This is a genomic window from Nonomuraea sp. NPDC049480 (genome assembly GCF_044465905.1).
Lineage (GTDB): Bacteria > Actinomycetota > Actinomycetes > Streptosporangiales > Streptosporangiaceae > Nonomuraea.
The window spans coordinates 260,192-278,194 of the sequence record NZ_JBITMD010000001.1; the positions used below are offsets into that span (position 1 = coordinate 260,192).

Sequence of the window (18,003 nt, forward strand, 5' to 3'; positions counted from 1 at the left end):
CGGCATTTCTGTGGTATTCGGTGCCATAGCCGACAGATCCGCGCCAACCATAATCGCTATTTTGTCTAAGTCATGAAAGAGCGGGCAACGGCTGATCGTCGCCCGCTCCGATATGTCACCTCAGGCCACCGCGGCCGCCGGAACCTCCACGTGCAGGACCCGATTCAGCCGGGTCACCGCGAGGATCCGCATGATCCGCGGTGGCACCCCCCGAAGAACGAGGCGGCGTTGCACGCCCAGCGCGCGCCGATGCGCCCCCACGAGCACCCCGAGACCGGTCGCGTCGATCATCTCCAGCTTGGAGAGATCCAGGATCAGGTCGCCCTCACCGGAGTCGATGGCCTTGTGCAACCGCTCGCGCACTCCGGCCGACGTGCCCGCGTCGAGCCTGGCCCCGATCCGCACCACCTGAGCCCTCGGATTGCCCCGGACGCGCATGCCACCTCCTCAATCACGCACACAGCGAGGTGAACCCCCTGCACAACACTCCTACCCACGCAGCGGCAATGACACGACAGCCGTGAGCAGGAACTCCCCATCGTCCGTCGGGTGCGCGACCAGCTTGCCCCCGACGGCGGCCACCCGCTCCCCCATGCCGGCCAGGCCGCTTCCCAGGTCTTCCGCCTGCCGCCGGGCCACCCCGTCGTTGCGGACGCTCAGCTCGGCCTCCTGCTCGGTGAAGCGGATGGTGATGTCACAGAACGTCGCGACGCTGTGCTTGAGCACGTTGGTGACCGCCTCGCGGACCGCGTAGGCCAAGACGGGGGCCACCCCGTCAGGCAGGTCGCGGTAGGGCAGGTGCACCTCGCAGCGGACGCCGGCCGCTTCGAGCACTCCTTTCACGCTATTCAGCTCCGCGGCCAAGTCAAGCTCGCGGTAGCCGCGCACGGCCTCACGCACCTCGCGCAGCGCCTTCCTGGTGAGCGCGTTGATCTCGGACATCTCGGCCTTGGCCGCCGCCGGGTCGACGTCCGACAGGCGCACGGCCAGCGCGGTCTTGACCGCGATGGCGGACAGCTGGTGCCCCACGAGGTCGTGTATGTCCCTCGCGAAGCGCAGCCGTTCCTCGGCCAGCGCCAGCCGCGTGTGCGCCTCACGGCCCTCGTGCGCCTGCACGGCCAGTGTCAGGATCCAGACCATCATCCGGTTGGACGGCGGCACGGCCGCGCACGTGACCCCGTAGGTCAGGGCGTAGAGCACCAGCGCCTCGGCGGTCCCCATGTCGATGGTCATGATGCCCGCTCCCGTCGCCACGGAGAGCATGCCGAGGGCCATGCCGGCGGCGAACGTCCCGAAGGCCAGCACCAGCATCATGCGTCTGGAGATCCACAGCGTGGCGATGGAGAGCCAGGCCACGAGCGCGAACCCCCAGCCGAACGGCTCGGCCCCGCCCGCACCGGCCCCGACCACCGCGAGAACCGCCGCCGCCACCACCTGCCTGGTGGGGTAGTGGCGGTCCAACATGGGGTTGATCAGGCGCGCGCAGAGCCACGTGAAGCCCACCATCGCGATCAGCGCCGGCACGAAGCGCCACCATTCGAGCCTGCCCTCGCGAAACTCGATCATGCTGACGACGGCGACGAAGACCCACGTCATGACGAGCGACAAGGCCAGTGCCACCCAGGTGTGGCGGCGCGCCCGCCCGATCTCGTCCATCTACTTCGCGCGCAGCACTTCGCCGAGCTTCAGCCGGGCGCCCGTCCGCAGCACGGCCCTCTCGTAGACCTTGGCGCTGAAGGCCAGCACCGCCACCACCGCCACCACCATGCCGGCCATGGAGGCCCCAACCTGCCACAGCGGCACCTCGGTCGCGGCCATCCGCACCGGCATGATCATCGAGGAGAACGGCGGCACGTACGACACGACCGTGGCGAACGTGCCCGTGGGATCGCTGGTGGCGTAGAAGGCGACGAAGTAGGTGGCCATGATGAGCATGGTCAGCGGCGTCATCACGGAGTTCACCTCCTCCTGGCGCGAGACCAGCGAGGCGAAGGCGGCCGACAGGGTGGCGAAGAAGGCGTACCCGAGCACGAACCAGATCACCACCGCGGCCACCAGCCCCGCGATGCCGGGCGGGAAGTCGGCGGCGACCCCGGAGGCCATCGCCGCGCCGAGGCCGACGACCAGGATCGTGACCAGGTTGATCAGGCCGAGCGCGCCCAATCCGATGATCTTGCCGCCGAGCAGCTGCCACGGCCGCAGCGTGGAGAGCAGGATCTCCACGATCCTGCTGCCCTTCTCCTCCACCACGCCCATGGCGACCATCATGACCTGGCCCATGAGCATCATGAAGAGCACGACGACGAGTACCACGGCGATTCCGGTGCGGGCGGACTCGTAACGCGTGTCCGCGCCCACGGACGCCATCTGCAGCGGCGGGATCGACACGCCCGCGGCACCGAGCCGCACCTCCCGGTTGACGCTCTGCATCAGCACGCCGAGTTGGTCGTCGATCTCGCCGTCGGTGAGCACCTTCGTGCCGTTGACCAGCACCGCGTCCACGTCCCCGTCGAGGACGGCCTGCTTGGCCGCGGCTTCGCCGGGGAAGGAGCGCCACTCGAACTTCGCCTCCGGCGCGGCCGCCTGCAGCGGCAACTGCTGGGAGTTGACGGTGCCGAGAGTGTAGGTTTCCGGGCCGCCGAACACCTTGGGCGCGAAGGAGATCGCCGCCACCAGCACGGCCGTGATTGCCAGGCCGATGACGAACGCCTTCGTGCGGATCTGCGTCACGATCTCCCTGCGGGCGACCAGCATCAACCCGTTCACGCCACGGCCTCCTTGAAGATCTCGGTGAGGGTCGACTGCTCGACGCCGAAGTGCTCGACGTGGCCTGCCTTGACGGCGCGGCGCAGGATCTCCTGGCCGTCGCCCTCGGTCGTACGCAGGATGTGCTGATCGCCGCGTACGGTGACCGTGCCCGGCAGCCCATCGGCCCAGCCGGGGGCTGGGTCGCGGACGACCACGCGCAACGTGTCACCTTCGGCCGCGCGCAAGCCGGCCACCGTGCCAGTGGCCACCATCCGGCCGGCGGAGACGATGCCGACCGAGTCGCACAGCCGCTCGACCAGCTCCAGCTGGTGGCTGGAGAAGATCACCGGAACGCCACCCCTGCACCGCTCCTGCAGCGCCGTGGCCAGCGCGTCCACCGCGATCGGGTCGAGCCCCGAGAACGGCTCGTCCAGCACCAGCACCTCGGGGTCGTGCACCAGGGCCACCGCCAGCTGCACACGCTGCTGGTTGCCCAGCGAGAGCGTCTGCACCGCGTCGTTCCTGCGCTCGGCCACCCCCAGCCGCTCCATCAGGTCCTCGGTGGCCTTCTTGGCGGCCGTCGCGCTCAGGCCGTGCAGGCGTCCGAAATACTCGATCTGCTCGGCGACCCGCATCTTCTGGTAGAGACCACGCTCCTCCGGCATGTAGCCGAAGCGGCGGCGATCGTCGTAGCCCAGCGGCTTGCCCTGCCAGGTCACCGCGCCGGAGTCCGCCTGTAACACGCCCATGATGATGCGCATCGTCGTCGTCTTGCCCGCGCCGTTCGCGCCGACGAACCCGAACATCTCCCCCGGCCGTACGACGAAGCTGATCCCGTCCAGGGCGACCTTGCCGCCGGGAGCGTCGGGGCCGCCCGCGAAGCGTTTGTGCAGCTCGCTGATCTCGAGCATCAGATCCTCTCCTTCATCATGGGTCAATGGTGGCTTTCACGCTGTTCGCCCTGGTAGTCGTGGAAATCACCACCCTGATGTGGATCCCGCGTCCGATCCGAATGACATTTGTCATGAGTAGGCTGAGCCCATGACGCGCGCCGACAAGGACAAGCCGGTCGTCCTCTCCCACATCTACACACGCACCGGAGACGACGGCACCACCGCGCTGAGCGACATGAGCCGCGCCTCGAAGACCGACCCCCGGCTGGCCGCCTACGCCGACGTGGAGGAGGCCAACGCCCATCTCGGCGTCGCCCTCTCCTACCGTACGTTTCCCGCCGATCTCGCGGCGGTCCTGGGCCGCGTCCAGAACGAGCTTTTCGACGTGGGAGCGGACCTGGCCACGCCAGTCGTGGAGAACCCCGAGTTCCCGCCGCTGCGGGTCGAGCCGTCGTACATCGACTGGCTGGAAGAGCAGTGCGACCGCTTCAACGAAGGGCTCAAGCCGCTACGCAGCTTCATCCTGCCCGGCGGCGATCCGGCCACCGCGGCACTGCACGTGGCGCGGGTCACCGTCCGCAGGGCCGAGCGCTCGACCTGGGCGGCACTGCACTCCCACGACGACATGAACGTACTGACCGCGAAATACCTCAACCGCCTGTCCGACCTGCTGTTCATCGCCTGCCGCGTGGCCCACGCGGGCGACGAGATCCTGTGGAAGCCCGGCGGCACCCGCTAAGGGTCGTCGCTATCAGGGCTGTCAGGCGACGTCCAGGTAGGCGCTCGGCGGGGCGGACTCCAGCCAGGCCAGGAAGCCCGTCAGCGCGTCCGCGCTCATCGCCAGGGACATGTCACGCGTGCTGCCGCCGCAATCCACCGCGTAGAGCTCGTCGCCGATCTCACGACGGGCGGAAACGACGAGGCCGCGCCTCGCGATCGCGTGGCGCGGCCTCAGTCGGACGCCCATGAGCGGAATCCAGTGGAGTTCCCCGTCGGCGTAGCGGGCCACCCCGCTCTGCCAGCCGCGGTCCCCCACGCGCAGCCGACAGGGGACGCTGCCGCGCGAGCGGACCAGCATGACCACGCGCAACACCATGAGGGCGGCCAGCAGCACCAGGAATGTCAATACCGTCGCTACCATGCCGCCCCCTGAAACGTGTTTCTGTTATACCTCTTCGCCAGCCGCGCGCAGCCGGGCCCTGGCACGCTTGGCCTCGATCGCCGCGTCGGCGTCTTCCTGGTTGGCCTCGATCGAGGCCTGGGCCCGGTCGAGAGCGTCGCGGGCAGCCGCGATGTCGACCTCGGAACCGAGCTCGGCCACCTCGGCGAGCACGGACACCTCATTGTCGGCCACCGAGATGAATCCACCGTGAACCGCCGCCACGAGATCGCCCTCGCCCTCCCGCTTCACGCGCAGCACGCCGCCCTCGACGAGGACGCCGAGAACAGGTGCGTGTTGCGGCATAATACCGATCTCGCCGTCCACGGTCTTGGCAATCACCATGTCGGCCTCGCCCGACCAGATCTCACGCTCGGGTGAGACAACCCCTACGCGTAGCTTCGCCACTTGTGTAGGTCCTTTCCGATCAGGTGATGGTGCGGTTCGTGGACCGCACCATCACCATGGGGCGATTACCGACGCTCGAGTTCCTTGGCCTTCGCGATGGCCTGGTCGATGCCACCGACCATGAAGAACGCCTGCTCGGGCAGGTGGTCGTACTCACCCGCGCAGAGGCCCTTGAAGGAGGCGATGGTCTCGTCCAGCGGCACGGTCTCGCCCGGCTGGCCGGTGAAGGCCTCGGCCGCGTACATCGGGTGCGACAGGAAGCGCTCGATGCGGCGGGCCCGCTGGACGGTGACCTTGTCCTCCTCGGAGAGCTCGTCGATACCGAGGATCGCGATGATGTCCTGGAGCTCGCGGTACTTCTGCAGGATCCGCTTGGTCTCCTGGGCCACCCGGTAGTGCTCCTCGCCCACGATCTGCGGGTCGAGGATCCGGGAGGAGGAGTCGAGCGGGTCCACCGCGGGGTAGATGCCCTTCTCCGAGATCGGCCGCGACAGAACGGTCTGCGCGTCGAGGTGCGCGAACGCGTTGTGCGGGGCCGGGTCGGTGATGTCGTCCGCGGGCACGTAGATCGCCTGCATGGAGGTGATCGAGTGACCGCGCGTCGAGGTGATGCGCTCCTGGAGCACACCCATCTCGTCGGCCAGCGTGGGCTGGTAACCCACGGCGGACGGCATGCGGCCGAGCAGCGTGGAGACCTCGGAACCGGCCTGCGTGAAGCGGAAGATGTTGTCGATGAAGAGCAGCACGTCCTGCTTCTGCACGTCGCGGAAGTATTCCGCCATCGTCAGCGCCGACAGGGCGACCCGAAGACGGGTGCCCGGAGGCTCGTCCATCTGGCCGAAGACGAGCGCGGTGTCCTTGAGGACGTCCGCCTCCTCCATCTCCAGCCACAGGTCGTTGCCCTCACGGGTGCGCTCGCCCACGCCGGCGAAGCACGAGGTGCCACCGAAGTTGCGGGCGACCCGGCGGATCATCTCCTGGATGAGAACGGTCTTGCCCACGCCGGCGCCGCCGAACAGGCCGATCTTCCCACCCTGCACGTACGGGGTGAGCAGGTCGATGACCTTGATGCCGGTGACCAGCAGCTCGGTGCGGGACTCGAGCTGGTCGAAGGGCGGGGACGGCCGGTGGATGCCCCACCGCTCCTCGATCTTGAGCGACGAGGTCGGCACGTCGAGCGTCTCGCCCAGCGCGTTCCACACGTGGCCCTTGACGACGTCGCCGACCGGCACCCGGATCGGGTAGCCCGTGTCGACCACGGCCTGGCCGCGGACCAGGCCGTCGGTGGGCTGCATGGAGATGGCGCGGACGAGGTTGTCACCCAGGTGCTGGGCGACCTCGAGCGTCAGCGTCTTGGTCTCGCCGCCGAGGGTCACCTCGACCTTGAGCGCGTTGTACATCTCGGGCATCGCCTCGACGGGGAACTCCACGTCGACGACGGCGCCGGTGACGCGTGCCACGCGGCCGGTGCCGGCCGCGGGCGTCTCTACAGTTTCAACAGCCTCTGCAGTCATTTCACTCTTTCCCGGCTGCGGCGTCAGCGAGCGCGTTGGCCCCACCGACGATCTCGCTGATTTCCTGGGTGATCTCGGCCTGGCGAGCCTGGTTCATCTGCTGGGTCAGCACCCGCATCAGCTCGTTGGCGTTGTCGGTCGCGGACTTCATCGCGCGCCGCCGCGCGGCCTCCTCCGAGGCCGCCGACTGCAGCAGCGCCGTGAAGATGCGGGACTCCACGTAGCGCGGCAGCAGCGACTCCAGCACGTCACCCGCGGTCGGCTCGAACTCGAAGTACGGCGGGATCACCGTGGACTCCGTCGCCTCGGTCTCCTCGACCTCCAGCGGCAGAACCCGCTTGACCACGACGTTCTGCGTGAGCATCGAGACGAACTCGGTCGAGACGATGTGGATCTCGTCGATCCCGTTGTCGTCCTTGAAGGAGTCGATCAGCGTGGTCGCGATCTCCTTGGCGTCGGCGTAGGCAGGCTTCCGCGAGAACCCGACCCAGCTGCCGCCCATCTCCCGCTGGCGGAAGGTGTGCCAGGTGACACCCTTGCGCCCGGTGACGAACGGCACCACGGTCAGCCCGCGGCTCTCCAGCAGCCCGCGCAGGGCCTCGGCCTCGCGCAGCACGTTGGCGTTGAAGCCGCCGCAGAACCCGCTGTCGCTGGTGACGATGAGGACGCCCGCGCTGGCGGGGTTCTCCTTCGCCACGGTCAGCGGATGGTCGACGCTGGCCGCGTTGCTGACGACGCCGGTGACGGCGCGAGTGATCTCACGCTCGTACGGCAGCGCCGCCTGCATCCGCTGCTGCGCCTTCACGATCCGTGAAGAGGCGATGAGCTCCTGGGCGCGCGTGATCTTCGCGGTCGACTTGACCGAGTTGATCCGCCGCCGCAGCAGCCTTAGCTGGGCACCCATGTCCTACTTCTCCGTCGCCGGACGGACGACCTTCTTGATCTTCTCCTGGCCGACCTCGTCGGCGCCGAGCGGCGCCACGGGCTCGTCCTTGACCAGCAGCTCGCCCGAGGAGGTGGTGAAGCCCTTCTTGAACTCCGTGATGGCGTCCTTGAGAGCGGTCACCGCGTCGTCGGTCAGCTCCCTGGTCTCCCGGATGCCGTCGAGGATGCCCTTGTGCGAGGACTGCAGGTAGTCGAGGAACTCCCCCTCGAACCGGCGGACGTCCTCGACCGGCACCTCGTCGAGCTCACCGGTGGTGCCGGACCACACCGACACGACCTGCTTCTCGACCGGGAACGGTGAGTACTGCGGCTGCTTGAGCAGCTCCACCAGACGCTGGCCGCGGTCCAGCTGAGCGCGGGAGGCCGCGTCGAGGTCGGAGGCGAACGCGGCGAACGCCTCCAGGTCGCGATACTGCGACAGTGACAGCTTCAGCGTGCCCGCGACCTTCCGCATGGCCTTGACCTGCGCCGAACCGCCGACTCGGGAGACAGAGATACCGACGTTGATCGCCGGGCGGACGCCGGCGTTGAACAGGTCGGTCTCCAGGAAGCACTGGCCGTCGGTGATGGAGATGACGTTGGTCGGGATGAACGCCGACACGTCGTTGCCCTTGGTCTCGATGACCGGCAGGCCCGTCATCGAGCCGCCGCCCATGTCGTCCGACAGCTTGGCGCAGCGCTCCAGCAGGCGGGAGTGGAGGTAGAACACGTCGCCGGGGAAGGCCTCACGGCCCGGGGGGCGACGCAGCAGCAGGGACACGGCGCGGTAGGCGTCGGCCTGCTTGGTCAGGTCGTCGAAGATGATGAGGACGTGCTTGCCCTGGTACATCCAGTGCTGGCCGATGGCCGAGCCGGTGTAGGGGGCGAGGTATTTGTAGCCGGCCGGGTCGGAGGCGGGGGCGGCGACGATGGTGGTGTATTCCATCGCGCCTGCCTCCTCCAGGCGGGCCTTGACCTGCGCGATCGTGGAGCCCTTCTGGCCGATGGCGACGTAGACGCAGCGGACCTGCGCCTCGGGGTCGCCTGAGGCCCAGGCCTCGCGCTGGTTGAGGATGGTGTCCACGGCGATCGCGGTCTTGCCGGTGCCACGGTCACCGATGATCAGCTGGCGCTGGCCGCGGCCGATCGGCGTCATGGCGTCGATCGCCTTGATGCCGGTCTGCAGCGGCTGCTTCACCGGCTGCCGCTGAACGACCGAGGGGGCCTGAAGTTCGAGGGCACGCGTGCCCTCGGACTCGATGGCGCCCTTGCCGTCGAGCGGGTTGCCGAGGGGGTCGACCACGCGGCCGAGGAAGTTGTCGCCGACGGGCACGGACAGGACCTCGCCCGTCCTGCGGACCGTCTGGCCCTCCTCGATGCCGCTGAACTCGCCCAGGATAACGACACCGATCTCGCGGGTGTCGAGGTTGAGCGCCAGGCCGCGCGTGCCGTTCTCGAACTCGAGCAGCTCGTTCGCCATCGCCGAGGGAAGGCCGGAGACATGGGCAATGCCGTCGCCGGCGTCGACGACGGTCCCGATCTCCTCGCGCGCGGCGCCTTCCGGTTCGTACGCCTGGACGAAGCGCTCAAGCGCGTCCCGGATCTCGTCCGGCCGGATCGTAAGCTCCGCCATCTCTACTCTGTCTCCCTATTCGCCCTAGCCGGCCAACCGGCGGCGGACTTCTTCGATTCGTCCCACAATGGTGGTGTCGATGATCTCGTCGCCGATGCGGACCGAGAACCCACCGAGCACTCGCTTGTCCACCTCGACGTTCAGGTGCACGTCACGGCCGTAGGAGGTGCTCAGCCACGCCGTCAGGCGCCGCTTCTGCTCCTCGGACAGCTCGACGGCGCTGCGAACCACCGCCACGAGGCGCTGGCGCTGCTGGGCCACGAGCTGGCCGACCTCTTCCAGGCCCGTATCCAGGCTACGCCCTCGCGGGTGTGCCACCAGCTGCGTGATCAGGCGCAGGCTGGTCGGCGCGACCTTGTCGCCGAGCAGGTCGAGCAGCAGCTGCCGCTTTCCCGCCTCTGGCGCGTTCGCGTCGGTGAGCGCGCGGCGCAGGTCGGGGTTGCCCGCGACGATGCGGCCGAAGCGGAAGAGCTCGTCCTCCACGTCGTCGAGCCTGGCCTGACCTTCCGCCTCCGCGGCCGCGGCGACCACGCCGAGCCGCTCGAGCACGTCGGCCAGGTCGCCGGCGCGCGACCAGCGCGCCGAGACCGCGGCCTCGGTGGTGGCGACCGCCGCCTCACTGACCTTGCCCTCGAGCAGCGCACGCGCGGTGCGTGCCTTCTGCTCGGCGGGCCTGGCCTGGTCGGACAGGGCCCGGCGCAGGCCGTGCTCGCGGTCGAGCAGATCCGCGACCGCGAACAGCTCGTCGGAGAGCGTTCCGAGGTCGGCGCTGCCGGCGACCGCGTTGAACTGCTCCTCGACCTCGGCCAGCGACGTCCTGCTCAAACCGCGCATCAGCGCACCGCCTGCGCGTCGCTGGTCTCCAGCTCGTCGAGGAACCGGTCCACGATGCGGCTCTGGCGGGCCTCGTCCTCGAGGGACTCGCCGACGATGCGGCCGGCCAGTTCGGTCGACAGGCGGCCGATCTCCGTGCGGAGCTGGGCGAACGCCGCCTGGCGGTCGGCCTCGATCTGCGCGTGCGCGGCCTCGACGAGGCGGCGGGCCTCGGCCTGGGCCTCCTCGCGGAGCTCGGCCTTGATCTGCGCGGCCTGCTCGCGGGCCTCCTCGCGCAGCCGGGCCGCCTCACGACGGCCCTCTTCGAGCTTGGCCTGGAACTGCCGCTGCAGGTCCTGAGCCTGGGCCTGGGCCTCTTCCGCCCTCTTGATACCGCCCTCGATCGCGTCGGTCCGCTCGGCCAGCGTCTTCTGAATACGCGGGACGAGGATCCTGCCCACGACGAAGAAGACGACGGCGAACGCGAAGATACCGACGACGAGCTCGTAATCGTGCGGGATGAGCGGACTGGCGTGCTCCTCCGGCGCGGCGAGAAGCGTAGCTGCCATGTGCGTCATGAGTGCAGCCTTTCGTCAGAAGGGCGGTCTATCAGATGCCCGCGAAAATGAACGGCGCGACCAGACCGATCAGGGCGAGGGCCTCGGTGAGAACGAAGCCGAGGAGCATGTTCTGGCGAATCAGGCCGTACGCCTCCGGCTGGCGGGCGATGGCCTGCACGCCCTGGCCGAAGATGATGCCGACGCCGATGCCGGGGCCGATGGCGGCGAGACCGTAACCGATGGCGGTGACGTTGCCGGAGACCTCAGCGAGAACGCTCATTACTGTTATTCCTTTACTGGACGGCCGGCGACTCGGGTGTCACCGGTCATGGATATTCCGGTATGTGGATCTCAGTGCTCTGCGTGCAGCGAGCCGCCGATGTACATCGCGGCCAGCATCGCGAACAGGAAGGCCTGCAGGAACTGGATGAACATCTCGAAGCCAGTGAGGATGATCGTCATGACCACGCCGATGACACCCACGGGGGCCCCCAGCGGCGAGAGCTGTTCGAAGAGGAACCAGTAGCCGACCATGCTGAAGAACGCCAGCAGCATGTGGCCGGCGAACATGTTGGCGAACAGTCGGACCGCGTGCGTGAACGGCGCGATGATCAGGTTCGACAGGAACTCGATCGGCGACAGCAGCACGTAGATCGGCTTCGGCAGGCCCGGCGGGAACATCATGTTCTTGAAGTAGCCGACCGCGCCCTGGTGCTTCATGCCGAGGTAGACCTTGAGCACGTAGATCGAGATCGCGAGCACGGCGGGGAACGCGATGTGCGAGGCCACCGGGAACTGCAGCACGGGGATGACGCCCATGAGGTTCCAGACGAGGACCATGAAGAAGAGCGTTACCAGCAAGCCCATCCACCGGTCGGCGTCCTTGCCCAGGAAGGGCCGGGCGACCTGGTCGCGGACGAACATGTAGCCGTATTCGACGACGTTCTGTATTCCCCTCGGCACGACCTTGGGGTTGCCGAAGGCGGCCCAGCAAAGGCCGATCACGACGACCGCGCTGAGCAGCGCGAGCAGGACCGGCTTGGTGAACCAGTCAACCCCCGGAATGATGGGCGGCAGGTTGAACAGCTCGTCAGGCGTAGGCGCCCCGAACTGGTCGGGTGGAGCGAGGACCGTCAGCGCACTCACGCGGCGTTCCCTTCAACGTCGTAGTAGATCACAAGGGTTTCCTCAACGAAGCGATCGCTGTGTCGGACTAGCGACCGAACTTCCGATAGACCAGGTAGCCGCCGAGCACAACCCCGAGGACGACGCCTATGGGGAAGAACGCGGACATGTCCAACCAGCGGTCCAGCAACCACCCGAGACCGCCGTAGAAGGCCATCCCCGCGAGTAGATAGCTGGGGACCGACCACATGGCGTCGGCGAAGTCGCGACCGTCTTCTTCCGGTCGGCGTTCCTTTGCGCTCATCGCGGCCCTGACGATAGCAGGCGAGTAGAGGACTAGTCATATCGGGCCCCGTCCAGCGCCAGCCTCATGAGTCGCCCTTTCCGGGGACCTTGGCTTCGGGGTCGACGTAAAGCAACTTGGTCTTCATGAAGGCGCGGACTTCGAAGCCGGTCCACACGAGCGTGCAGATCACGACGGACCAGGCGAAGGCCATGGTGTTCCAGGCCGTGGTGTCGCGGAAGGCGGACAGCACGACCATGATGGCGACGACCTTGACGAGATAGCTGACCATCGCCGCGATCGCCATCATCTGGGGAGACACCCGTGCGGCATAGGACACCGCTACCACGCTGATACTGAAGAAAACCCCGACCAGCAAGGTGCCGAGCGCCGCGCCCAGCGCTCCCTTGCCGCCGGCCATAAGGAGCGACACCACCACGGCGACCACTCCGGCCACAAGGGTCGGAATCGCGGCGCTCTTGAGTACGCGCACGTCGTTGGCCTGCATCGGTGCTCCATCAGCATGTTATCAAGCGAGCGTTTGCTACCCCCCGAGCAAGTACGTCTGGGGGTCCCTGCTCGTGAAAGATATCACAAGCTCATGGAAGACCGCTTTTACCTGCCGTTTCTAGTTCGCGATCACGGACGACTCGGAAATGCCGGAATGACCGGATTTCCCTCGGCTGACGCGCGTTCGGATGACGAGCCGTCCGCCGGTGGCATCCGCCGTCCGAATTCGTGGTCCGGCGGGATCGGCGGCATGGGACCGGTAGGCGGGCCGTCGTCGTCGGGCTCCCTCCCGCGCGGCGAGGCGTGCGCACCGCCCCTGCCCCGCCAGCGCGGCAGGGCCATCAGCACGAGCACGGCCAGGGCGAGAGCGATGACCAGCGGGAACAGCAGCACCGGCACACCGAGATAGGCCAGGCCCACGATGCCGAAGGCGAACAGGAACGCCCACGCGTACATGATCAGCACGGACCGGCGGTGCGAGTGACCGATGTCCATGAGCCGGTGGTGCAGGTGGCCGCGGTCGGGCGCGAACGGCGACAGGCCGCGAGAGGTGCGCCGCACCACGGCGGTGATCAGGTCGACCAGCGGCAGCACCAGCACCGCGAGCGGCAGGAGCATCGGCAGCACCACGGGGAACTTGTTGGTGTCCACGATGGCCGACGTGTCGACCGGCGTCACGGTGACGATCGAGGAGGCGAGCACCAGCCCGATCAGCATGGCGCCCGTGTCGCCCATGAAGATCTTCGCCGGGTGGAAATTGTGCGGCAGGAAGCCCAGGCACGCGCCGATGAGGACCGCCGCGATGGCGGCCGTGGCGGTGATGTTGCTGCCGCTGATGTCCTGGGAAATGATGATCGAGTAGGCCCACGTCGCCATGCCCGCGATGCACACGACCCCGGCGGCGAGCCCGTCGAGTCCGTCGACGAAGTTGACCGCGTTGATGGTCACGACCACGACCATGATGGTGATGATCGTGCTGAGCGTGTAGTCGAGGCTGGTGGAGCCGCCCCAGGCCTCGGGAAGCGGGATCGAGGTCAGCCGCATCCCGTAGGCCACCAGCACCCCGGCCGCGGCGATCTGACCCGCGAGCTTGATGAAGGCGTCCATGCCCCACCAGTCGTCGAGGAACCCGGTGACCGTGATGAGCCCGCCGGCCACGATCAACGCCAGGACCGGCTGGACGCCGGTGTCGGTCAGCGCTTCGCCCGAGTGGGGGAGGCTGTTGGCCGCCAGCAGTCCCACGACCAGCCCGCCGTACATCGCCAGGCCCCCCAGCCTGGGCGTCGGGGTGGTGTGCACGTCACGCTCGCGAACCTCCGGCATGGCTCCGATGCGGATGGCGAAGCGGCGCACCAACGGAACCAGCAGGTAGGTCACCGCTGCCGAGATGAGCGCCATGAACAGGTATTCGCGCACGGACCTAGTTTCCCGGATGCTCCGGCCCACTGTGACCGGAAAACGACACAGACCAGCTTAATATTCGTTCAGATATGGCCGATGGATGGCGAGGAGTGCCGCAACTCTTTCCCTGACCTCGGCCGCGCCGCCCGGATGGCGCACCGCCCGGGTCACCAGCGTCCCCACCTCTTTCAGCTCCTCGGGGCCCATCCCCTGCGTGGTCACGCACGGCGTGCCCACGCGGATCCCCGACGTCACCGACGCCGGCTCCGGATCGTACGGGATCACGTTGCGGTTCAGCGTGATCCCCGCCGCAGCGCACCGCCGCTCGGCCTCGGCCCCCGACACCCCCACGTCACGCAGGTCGATCAACGCCAGATGCGTGTCCGTGCCGCCGGACACCGCCCGCATCCCCTCTCCGGCCAGCGCCTCGGCGAGCGCCTGCGCGTTCACGATCACCCGCTTGGCGTAGTCGGCGAACTCCGGCCGCAGCGCCTCGCCGAACGCCACCGCCTTGGCCGCCACCACGTGCATCAGCGGCCCGCCCTGGATGAACGGGAACACCGCCCTGTCGATCTTCTTCGCCAGTTCCCCGGTGCACAGGATGGCCCCGCCGCGCGGCCCGCGCAGCGCCTTGTGAGTGGTGAACGTCACCACGTCCGCGTACGGCACCGCCGACGGGATCGCGCCGCCCGCCATCAACCCGATCGGATGCGCCACGTCGGCCAGCAGCCACGCCCCCACCTCGTCGGCGATGCCGCGGAAGGCCGAGAAGTCGATCAGCCTCGGGTACGCCGTCGCGCCGCAGACGATGAGCTTCGGCTGGTGCCGCAGCGCCAGATCCCTGACCTCGTCGTAGTCGATGAGTTCGGTGTCGCGACGCACGCCGTACGACACGACGTCGAACCATCTTCCCGAGAAATTCACCTTGGAGCCATGGGTGAGGTGGCCGCCGTGCGGCAGCGCCATGGCCAGCATCGTGTCGCCGGGTTGCAGGAGCGCGGCGTAGGCGGCCAGATTCGCGGTGGCGCCGGAGTGGGGCTGGACGTTGGCGTGCTCGGCGCCGAACAGTCTCTTCGCCCGCTCGATGGCCAGCCGCTCCGCCCGGTCGACCACCTCGCAGCCGCCGTAGTAGCGGCGGCCCGGGTAACCCTCGGCGTACTTGTTGGTGAGGGTCGAGCCCAGGGCGGCCAGGACGGCGGGCGAGGTGAAGTTCTCGCTCGCGATCAACTGGATGCCGCCGCGCACCCGGTCGAGCTCGTCGAGCAGCACTTGCGCGAGCTCGGGATCCTGCCGCTGCAGCACCCCGAAATCCGGACCGTAGTAGGGCTGCGTACCCATTTCCCCACTGTACGACCTAATGTCCGGTTCTCCCAGGGTGGGGCCTCGCCTTACTGGAACGGGCGCGGCGGGTCCGCCACCGTGACCGGTACCCAGCGGGGCGTGTCGGCCGCCTCGTCGCTGATCGCGGTCAGCACGGAATGGCGGTAGGCGGACAGCCTGGTGCGCCATTCCCGGATGTCCTCGACGTAGCGCTCGCCCACGGGGGCGTCCCACGTCTGCGGGCTCCTGGCCAGGCTGTAGGCCTTGTCGAGGGCCGTCTTGAGCGTCTCCAACTGGGGCACGACGGTCTGCCATGCGACGATGAGGCGCTGGTAGTCGGGGTTGAACTCGTAGGTCGTGGCCGTGTTCTCCAAGGGTCCCGCGATGGTGCGGGGCGGGCGCTCGTCCTGCCCCAGGGGTTTGGGGGCCGGTGGGTCGACGAACATCAGGCGCTCCTTTCCGGCGTGCCGGCCTCGACCTCACCGGGCGGGCCGTCCGGGCGGATGTCCTCGGGCGCCCATGCGCCTTTGCCGTACTCGCCGGGCGGGATCTGGACGGAGGGCATTCCCTGAGGCTGGATGTCTCGGTGGTTCTCGATCATCGACCTGATGGCGTCCATGTCGGGCGGCGCGACGTCCACGGAGACGACCTCACTGCCGTCGTTCGCCCACACGCCGGCCTTGGACCCGCCTTCGGCCCCACCACGCTGCCCGGCACCGTCGCACTGCTCGCCTACGTCGCCCTGTGTGGCTCCAACGTCCCGCTCGGCGCCCGCGCCCTGCTCGCCTGTGCCGGTGTCACCGGCGACCGGCGGCACGCTGTAGGCGTCCACGGGTGCGGTGCCGCCATTCGGGGCGCCTGTCTGCGGGTTGCCGTACGTGTCGGCGGGCGTCGTGCCGTACGCGCCGGCCGGCGTGTCCGATGGCCCGCTCCTGGGCTCGTCGGCGGTTCCAGTGCCCCGGGCGTCGGGTGTGGTGTCGTTTCCCGGCGTCGCGGCTCCTGTGCCGGCGCCACCCTCGCCTGCGGGTGGTGTGGGCGGGATCGTCACGCCGGTGCCGCTGTCCGGCGGGGCGCCGCCGGGCGTCGAACCCATGCCGCCCGGCGGCGTGTCCGTGTCCCGCGGCTTCCTGTCCGCGTCCCCCGGCCTGGCGTCCGCGTCCCCGGGCGTCGTCCCTTCGCCGTCCGGCGGGGTGCCTGTCCCGTCCGGCGGGGTGCCTTTGCCGTCCGGCGTCGTGTCCCCCGGCGTCGGATCCGCGCCGCCCGGCGTCCTGTCCGTGCCGGAGTCGCAGGCGGCGTCGGATCTCGGGGTGGAGGGCGTGTCGTCGATCGGCGTGACGCCTGCCGAGCCGTAGCCGTCCGGGCCGGCGGTGCCGGCGCCCGAGGCCGATGACACGGGCGGAAGCGTCACCTGGTCGCCGGCTCCGGTGGCCGGGCGGCCGGGGGTGATCGAGCCCGGGTCGCCGTCCGGGCGGATGTCGCGTTCGGCCCACTCGCCCCTGCCGTACTCGCCCTCCGGGACCTGCACCCCAGGCATGTCCTGCGGCTGGATGTCCCGGTGGTTCTCGATCATCGTCTTCAGCGCGTCCAGGGCCGGGGGCTGGGTGGCGGCGGAGACGACGTCGCTGCCGTCGTCGGCCCGAACGTTGACGTTCGAGGCGGCGGTGGTGGTGTCGGCGGGCATCTTCGGCATTTCCGCCGGTTGCACCTTGTCGGTGTTCTCGAGGAGGTCCTCCAGTTGCTCGGCCGTGGGCGGGTCGAGGGGAATCTGCAGAACCTTCACGCCGTCGACCACCACGACCTGCGGCTTGGTGACGTCGGTGTCGTCAGGGTGGTCCTTGACCGGTGTGTCCGTCGCGCCGCCGCCGTCCGCCTCGGCCCCGCGGTCGCGCCTGCTGTCCAGATCGTCGCCCTTGGGCTGGTCGGCGGGCTGATCGGCAGGCTGGTCACTGGTGTTCCCATCGTCTCTGGCGTCCGCGCCGGTCCCGGTCCCCGTGCCCGTGTCCTTACCGGTGCCCGTGTCCTTACCGGTGCCCGTGTCCTTACCGGTGCCCGTGTCCTTACCGGTGCCCGTGTCCTCGCCGGTCCCGCGGCCCTCGGCGTCGTCGCACGTCTTCCCGTCGGAATCGGTCGTCCCGTCCGAGCCGGTCTTGCCGCCTCTGTCCGTCCTGCCGTCGCGATCGGTCTTGTTCTCTTCACCCGTCTTGACGTCGTCGTCGCCCTTCGAGGGCACCTCGTCCTTCGAGGGCACCTCGTCGGACGTGTCGCCGGCGCGCGGGTTGTCGTACCTGTCCTGGTCCCCGCGCCTTTCCTTGGAGTCGCCATCGTCCGTGGTCCCCGCCCTGGACGGAGGGACGTCGCCCTTGCCGCGCGGCTCCTCCACCCGCTTCTCCAGCACCCCGAGCCGGGCGCCGACGTCCCTGACCATCTGATCGGCCGCGTCGGCGACCTGGACGGGACGGTGGGTGGTCTGAGCGGACAGCCTGGCCTGGCTCATCACGAGCCTGACCCGATCCTCGACCGTGCGCATCTGCGTGGCCGCGTGCTTCACCTCGGTCAGCAGATCACGGACCAGCTTGGGATCCATGCCGTCGTACTTGCCCATGAACCACTCCCGGACGACCACTAAGAAACCTGCAAACGGACTGCCGCTACGTTCTTGGCCGCACACGACAGTGGGGCGGCAGTCTGATGAGCAGGTTTCTTATTGGCAGC

General features: G+C 68.7%; 20 protein-coding genes. 1 reads left to right on the forward strand and 19 read right to left on the reverse strand.

All coding sequences use genetic code 11. The annotated features are described in order from the left end of the window. Positions 1 to 120: 120 nt before the first annotated feature. From ACIBX3_RS01245 to ACIBX3_RS01260, 4 genes are read right to left on the reverse strand one after another with little or no spacing between them, the layout of a single operon-like run. Complete coding sequence (locus ACIBX3_RS01245) at positions 121 to 438, reverse strand: STAS domain-containing protein (protein ID WP_397111830.1); 318 nt, start codon at positions 436 to 438, stop codon at positions 121 to 123. A 51-nt stretch (positions 439 to 489) separates the two neighbouring features. Further along, positions 490 to 1,656 (reverse strand): sensor histidine kinase, encoded by a 1,167-nt coding sequence (locus tag ACIBX3_RS01250; protein ID WP_397111832.1) that lies wholly within the window; start codon positions 1,654 to 1,656, stop codon positions 490 to 492. After that, positions 1,657 to 2,766: an ABC transporter permease gene (locus ACIBX3_RS01255; protein ID WP_397111834.1), complete on the reverse strand. Its 1,110-nt coding sequence runs from the start codon at positions 2,764 to 2,766 to the stop codon at positions 1,657 to 1,659. Further along, on the reverse strand, positions 2,763 to 3,659 hold the full coding sequence (locus tag ACIBX3_RS01260; protein WP_397111835.1) for an ABC transporter ATP-binding protein: 897 nt from the start codon (positions 3,657 to 3,659) through the stop codon (positions 2,763 to 2,765). Before ACIBX3_RS01260 ends, ACIBX3_RS01255 begins: the two co-directional genes overlap by 4 nt. A 130-nt stretch (positions 3,660 to 3,789) precedes the next feature. On the opposite strand from ACIBX3_RS01260, the gene ACIBX3_RS01265 reads away from it, so the two are divergent. Beyond that, positions 3,790 to 4,380, forward strand: a complete 591-nt coding sequence (locus ACIBX3_RS01265) for a cob(I)yrinic acid a,c-diamide adenosyltransferase (protein ID WP_397111837.1) — start codon at positions 3,790 to 3,792, stop codon at positions 4,378 to 4,380. A 21-nt stretch (positions 4,381 to 4,401) separates the two neighbouring features. On the opposite strand, the gene ACIBX3_RS01270 is transcribed toward ACIBX3_RS01265, so the two are convergent. The 15 genes from ACIBX3_RS01270 to ACIBX3_RS01340 all read right to left on the reverse strand — a co-directional run bounded on the left by ACIBX3_RS01270 (position 4,402) and on the right by ACIBX3_RS01340 (position 17,893). Then, complete coding sequence (locus ACIBX3_RS01270; RefSeq protein WP_397111839.1) at positions 4,402 to 4,782, reverse strand: DUF2550 family protein; 381 nt, start codon at positions 4,780 to 4,782, stop codon at positions 4,402 to 4,404. A 24-nt stretch (positions 4,783 to 4,806) separates the two neighbouring features. Next, entirely contained in the window at positions 4,807 to 5,208 is a 402-nt protein-coding gene (locus ACIBX3_RS01275) for a F0F1 ATP synthase subunit epsilon (protein ID WP_188190628.1), read from the reverse strand. Between the two features lie 65 nt (positions 5,209 to 5,273). Beyond that, positions 5,274 to 6,722 (reverse strand): F0F1 ATP synthase subunit beta, encoded by a 1,449-nt coding sequence (gene atpD / locus ACIBX3_RS01280; RefSeq protein WP_397111841.1) that lies wholly within the window; start codon positions 6,720 to 6,722, stop codon positions 5,274 to 5,276. Position 6,723: 1 nt separating this feature from the next. Continuing rightward, positions 6,724 to 7,626: a F0F1 ATP synthase subunit gamma gene (locus tag ACIBX3_RS01285; protein WP_397111842.1), complete on the reverse strand. Its 903-nt coding sequence runs from the start codon at positions 7,624 to 7,626 to the stop codon at positions 6,724 to 6,726. Positions 7,627 to 7,629: 3 nt separating this feature from the next. Next, the gene (atpA, locus tag ACIBX3_RS01290) at positions 7,630 to 9,279 is read right to left on the reverse strand and encodes a F0F1 ATP synthase subunit alpha (protein WP_397111844.1); all 1,650 of its coding nucleotides are present in this window, start codon (positions 9,277 to 9,279) and stop codon (positions 7,630 to 7,632) included. Positions 9,280 to 9,303: 24 nt separating this feature from the next. After that, on the reverse strand, positions 9,304 to 10,113 hold the full coding sequence (locus ACIBX3_RS01295; protein ID WP_397111846.1) for a F0F1 ATP synthase subunit delta: 810 nt from the start codon (positions 10,111 to 10,113) through the stop codon (positions 9,304 to 9,306). Then, complete coding sequence (locus tag ACIBX3_RS01300) at positions 10,113 to 10,661, reverse strand: F0F1 ATP synthase subunit B (RefSeq protein ID WP_397111847.1); 549 nt, start codon at positions 10,659 to 10,661, stop codon at positions 10,113 to 10,115. Before ACIBX3_RS01300 ends, ACIBX3_RS01295 begins: the two co-directional genes overlap by 1 nt. A gap of 40 nt (positions 10,662 to 10,701) precedes the next feature. Continuing rightward, a complete protein-coding gene (gene atpE, locus ACIBX3_RS01305; protein ID WP_188190622.1) occupies positions 10,702 to 10,932 on the reverse strand; it encodes an ATP synthase F0 subunit C in 231 nt (76 codons plus the stop codon). Between the two features lie 71 nt (positions 10,933 to 11,003). After that, entirely contained in the window at positions 11,004 to 11,798 is a 795-nt protein-coding gene (atpB, locus tag ACIBX3_RS01310; protein ID WP_397111849.1) for a F0F1 ATP synthase subunit A, read from the reverse strand. A gap of 67 nt (positions 11,799 to 11,865) precedes the next feature. Next, on the reverse strand, positions 11,866 to 12,081 hold the full coding sequence (locus tag ACIBX3_RS01315) for an AtpZ/AtpI family protein (RefSeq protein WP_397111851.1): 216 nt from the start codon (positions 12,079 to 12,081) through the stop codon (positions 11,866 to 11,868). Positions 12,082 to 12,145: 64 nt separating this feature from the next. Then, positions 12,146 to 12,568 carry a hypothetical protein gene (locus tag ACIBX3_RS01320; RefSeq protein ID WP_397111852.1) on the reverse strand — a complete coding sequence of 141 codons (423 nt, stop codon included), beginning with the start codon at positions 12,566 to 12,568 and terminating at the stop codon, positions 12,146 to 12,148. Positions 12,569 to 12,699: 131 nt separating this feature from the next. After that, positions 12,700 to 13,986 carry a glycosyltransferase family 4 protein gene (locus tag ACIBX3_RS01325; RefSeq protein ID WP_397111854.1) on the reverse strand — a complete coding sequence of 429 codons (1,287 nt, stop codon included), beginning with the start codon at positions 13,984 to 13,986 and terminating at the stop codon, positions 12,700 to 12,702. 57 nt (positions 13,987 to 14,043) lie between these two features. Further along, positions 14,044 to 15,309 carry a serine hydroxymethyltransferase gene (glyA, locus tag ACIBX3_RS01330; RefSeq protein WP_397111856.1) on the reverse strand — a complete coding sequence of 422 codons (1,266 nt, stop codon included), beginning with the start codon at positions 15,307 to 15,309 and terminating at the stop codon, positions 14,044 to 14,046. 50 nt (positions 15,310 to 15,359) lie between these two features. Further along, positions 15,360 to 15,737: a hypothetical protein gene (locus tag ACIBX3_RS01335; protein ID WP_397111858.1), complete on the reverse strand. Its 378-nt coding sequence runs from the start codon at positions 15,735 to 15,737 to the stop codon at positions 15,360 to 15,362. Continuing rightward, positions 15,737 to 17,893 carry a hypothetical protein gene (locus ACIBX3_RS01340; protein WP_397111859.1) on the reverse strand — a complete coding sequence of 719 codons (2,157 nt, stop codon included), beginning with the start codon at positions 17,891 to 17,893 and terminating at the stop codon, positions 15,737 to 15,739. Before ACIBX3_RS01340 ends, ACIBX3_RS01335 begins: the two co-directional genes overlap by 1 nt. Positions 17,894 to 18,003: the final 110 nt, after the last annotated feature.

Coding starts and splice junctions, on each gene's coding strand:
- ACIBX3_RS01245 (WP_397111830.1), bottom strand. CDS start 438: ATGCGCGTCCGGGGCAATCCGAGGGCTCAGGTGGTGCGGATCGGGGCC.
- ACIBX3_RS01250 (WP_397111832.1), bottom strand. CDS start 1,656: ATGGACGAGATCGGGCGGGCGCGCCGCCACACCTGGGTGGCACTGGCC.
- ACIBX3_RS01260 (WP_397111835.1), bottom strand. CDS start 3,659: ATGCTCGAGATCAGCGAGCTGCACAAACGCTTCGCGGGCGGCCCCGAC.
- ACIBX3_RS01265 (WP_397111837.1), top strand. CDS start 3,790: ATGACGCGCGCCGACAAGGACAAGCCGGTCGTCCTCTCCCACATCTAC.
- ACIBX3_RS01270 (WP_397111839.1), bottom strand. CDS start 4,782: ATGGTAGCGACGGTATTGACATTCCTGGTGCTGCTGGCCGCCCTCATG.
- atpD (WP_397111841.1), bottom strand. CDS start 6,722: ATGACTGCAGAGGCTGTTGAAACTGTAGAGACGCCCGCGGCCGGCACC.
- ACIBX3_RS01285 (WP_397111842.1), bottom strand. CDS start 7,626: ATGGGTGCCCAGCTAAGGCTGCTGCGGCGGCGGATCAACTCGGTCAAG.
- atpA (WP_397111844.1), bottom strand. CDS start 9,279: ATGGCGGAGCTTACGATCCGGCCGGACGAGATCCGGGACGCGCTTGAG.
- ACIBX3_RS01295 (WP_397111846.1), bottom strand. CDS start 10,113: ATGCGCGGTTTGAGCAGGACGTCGCTGGCCGAGGTCGAGGAGCAGTTC.
- ACIBX3_RS01300 (WP_397111847.1), bottom strand. CDS start 10,661: ATGGCAGCTACGCTTCTCGCCGCGCCGGAGGAGCACGCCAGTCCGCTC.
- atpE (WP_188190622.1), bottom strand. CDS start 10,932: ATGAGCGTTCTCGCTGAGGTCTCCGGCAACGTCACCGCCATCGGTTAC.
- ACIBX3_RS01315 (WP_397111851.1), bottom strand. CDS start 12,081: ATGAGCGCAAAGGAACGCCGACCGGAAGAAGACGGTCGCGACTTCGCC.
- ACIBX3_RS01320 (WP_397111852.1), bottom strand. CDS start 12,568: ATGCAGGCCAACGACGTGCGCGTACTCAAGAGCGCCGCGATTCCGACC.
- glyA (WP_397111856.1), bottom strand. CDS start 15,309: ATGGGTACGCAGCCCTACTACGGTCCGGATTTCGGGGTGCTGCAGCGG.
- ACIBX3_RS01335 (WP_397111858.1), bottom strand. CDS start 15,737: ATGTTCGTCGACCCACCGGCCCCCAAACCCCTGGGGCAGGACGAGCGC.
- ACIBX3_RS01340 (WP_397111859.1), bottom strand. CDS start 17,893: ATGGGCAAGTACGACGGCATGGATCCCAAGCTGGTCCGTGATCTGCTG.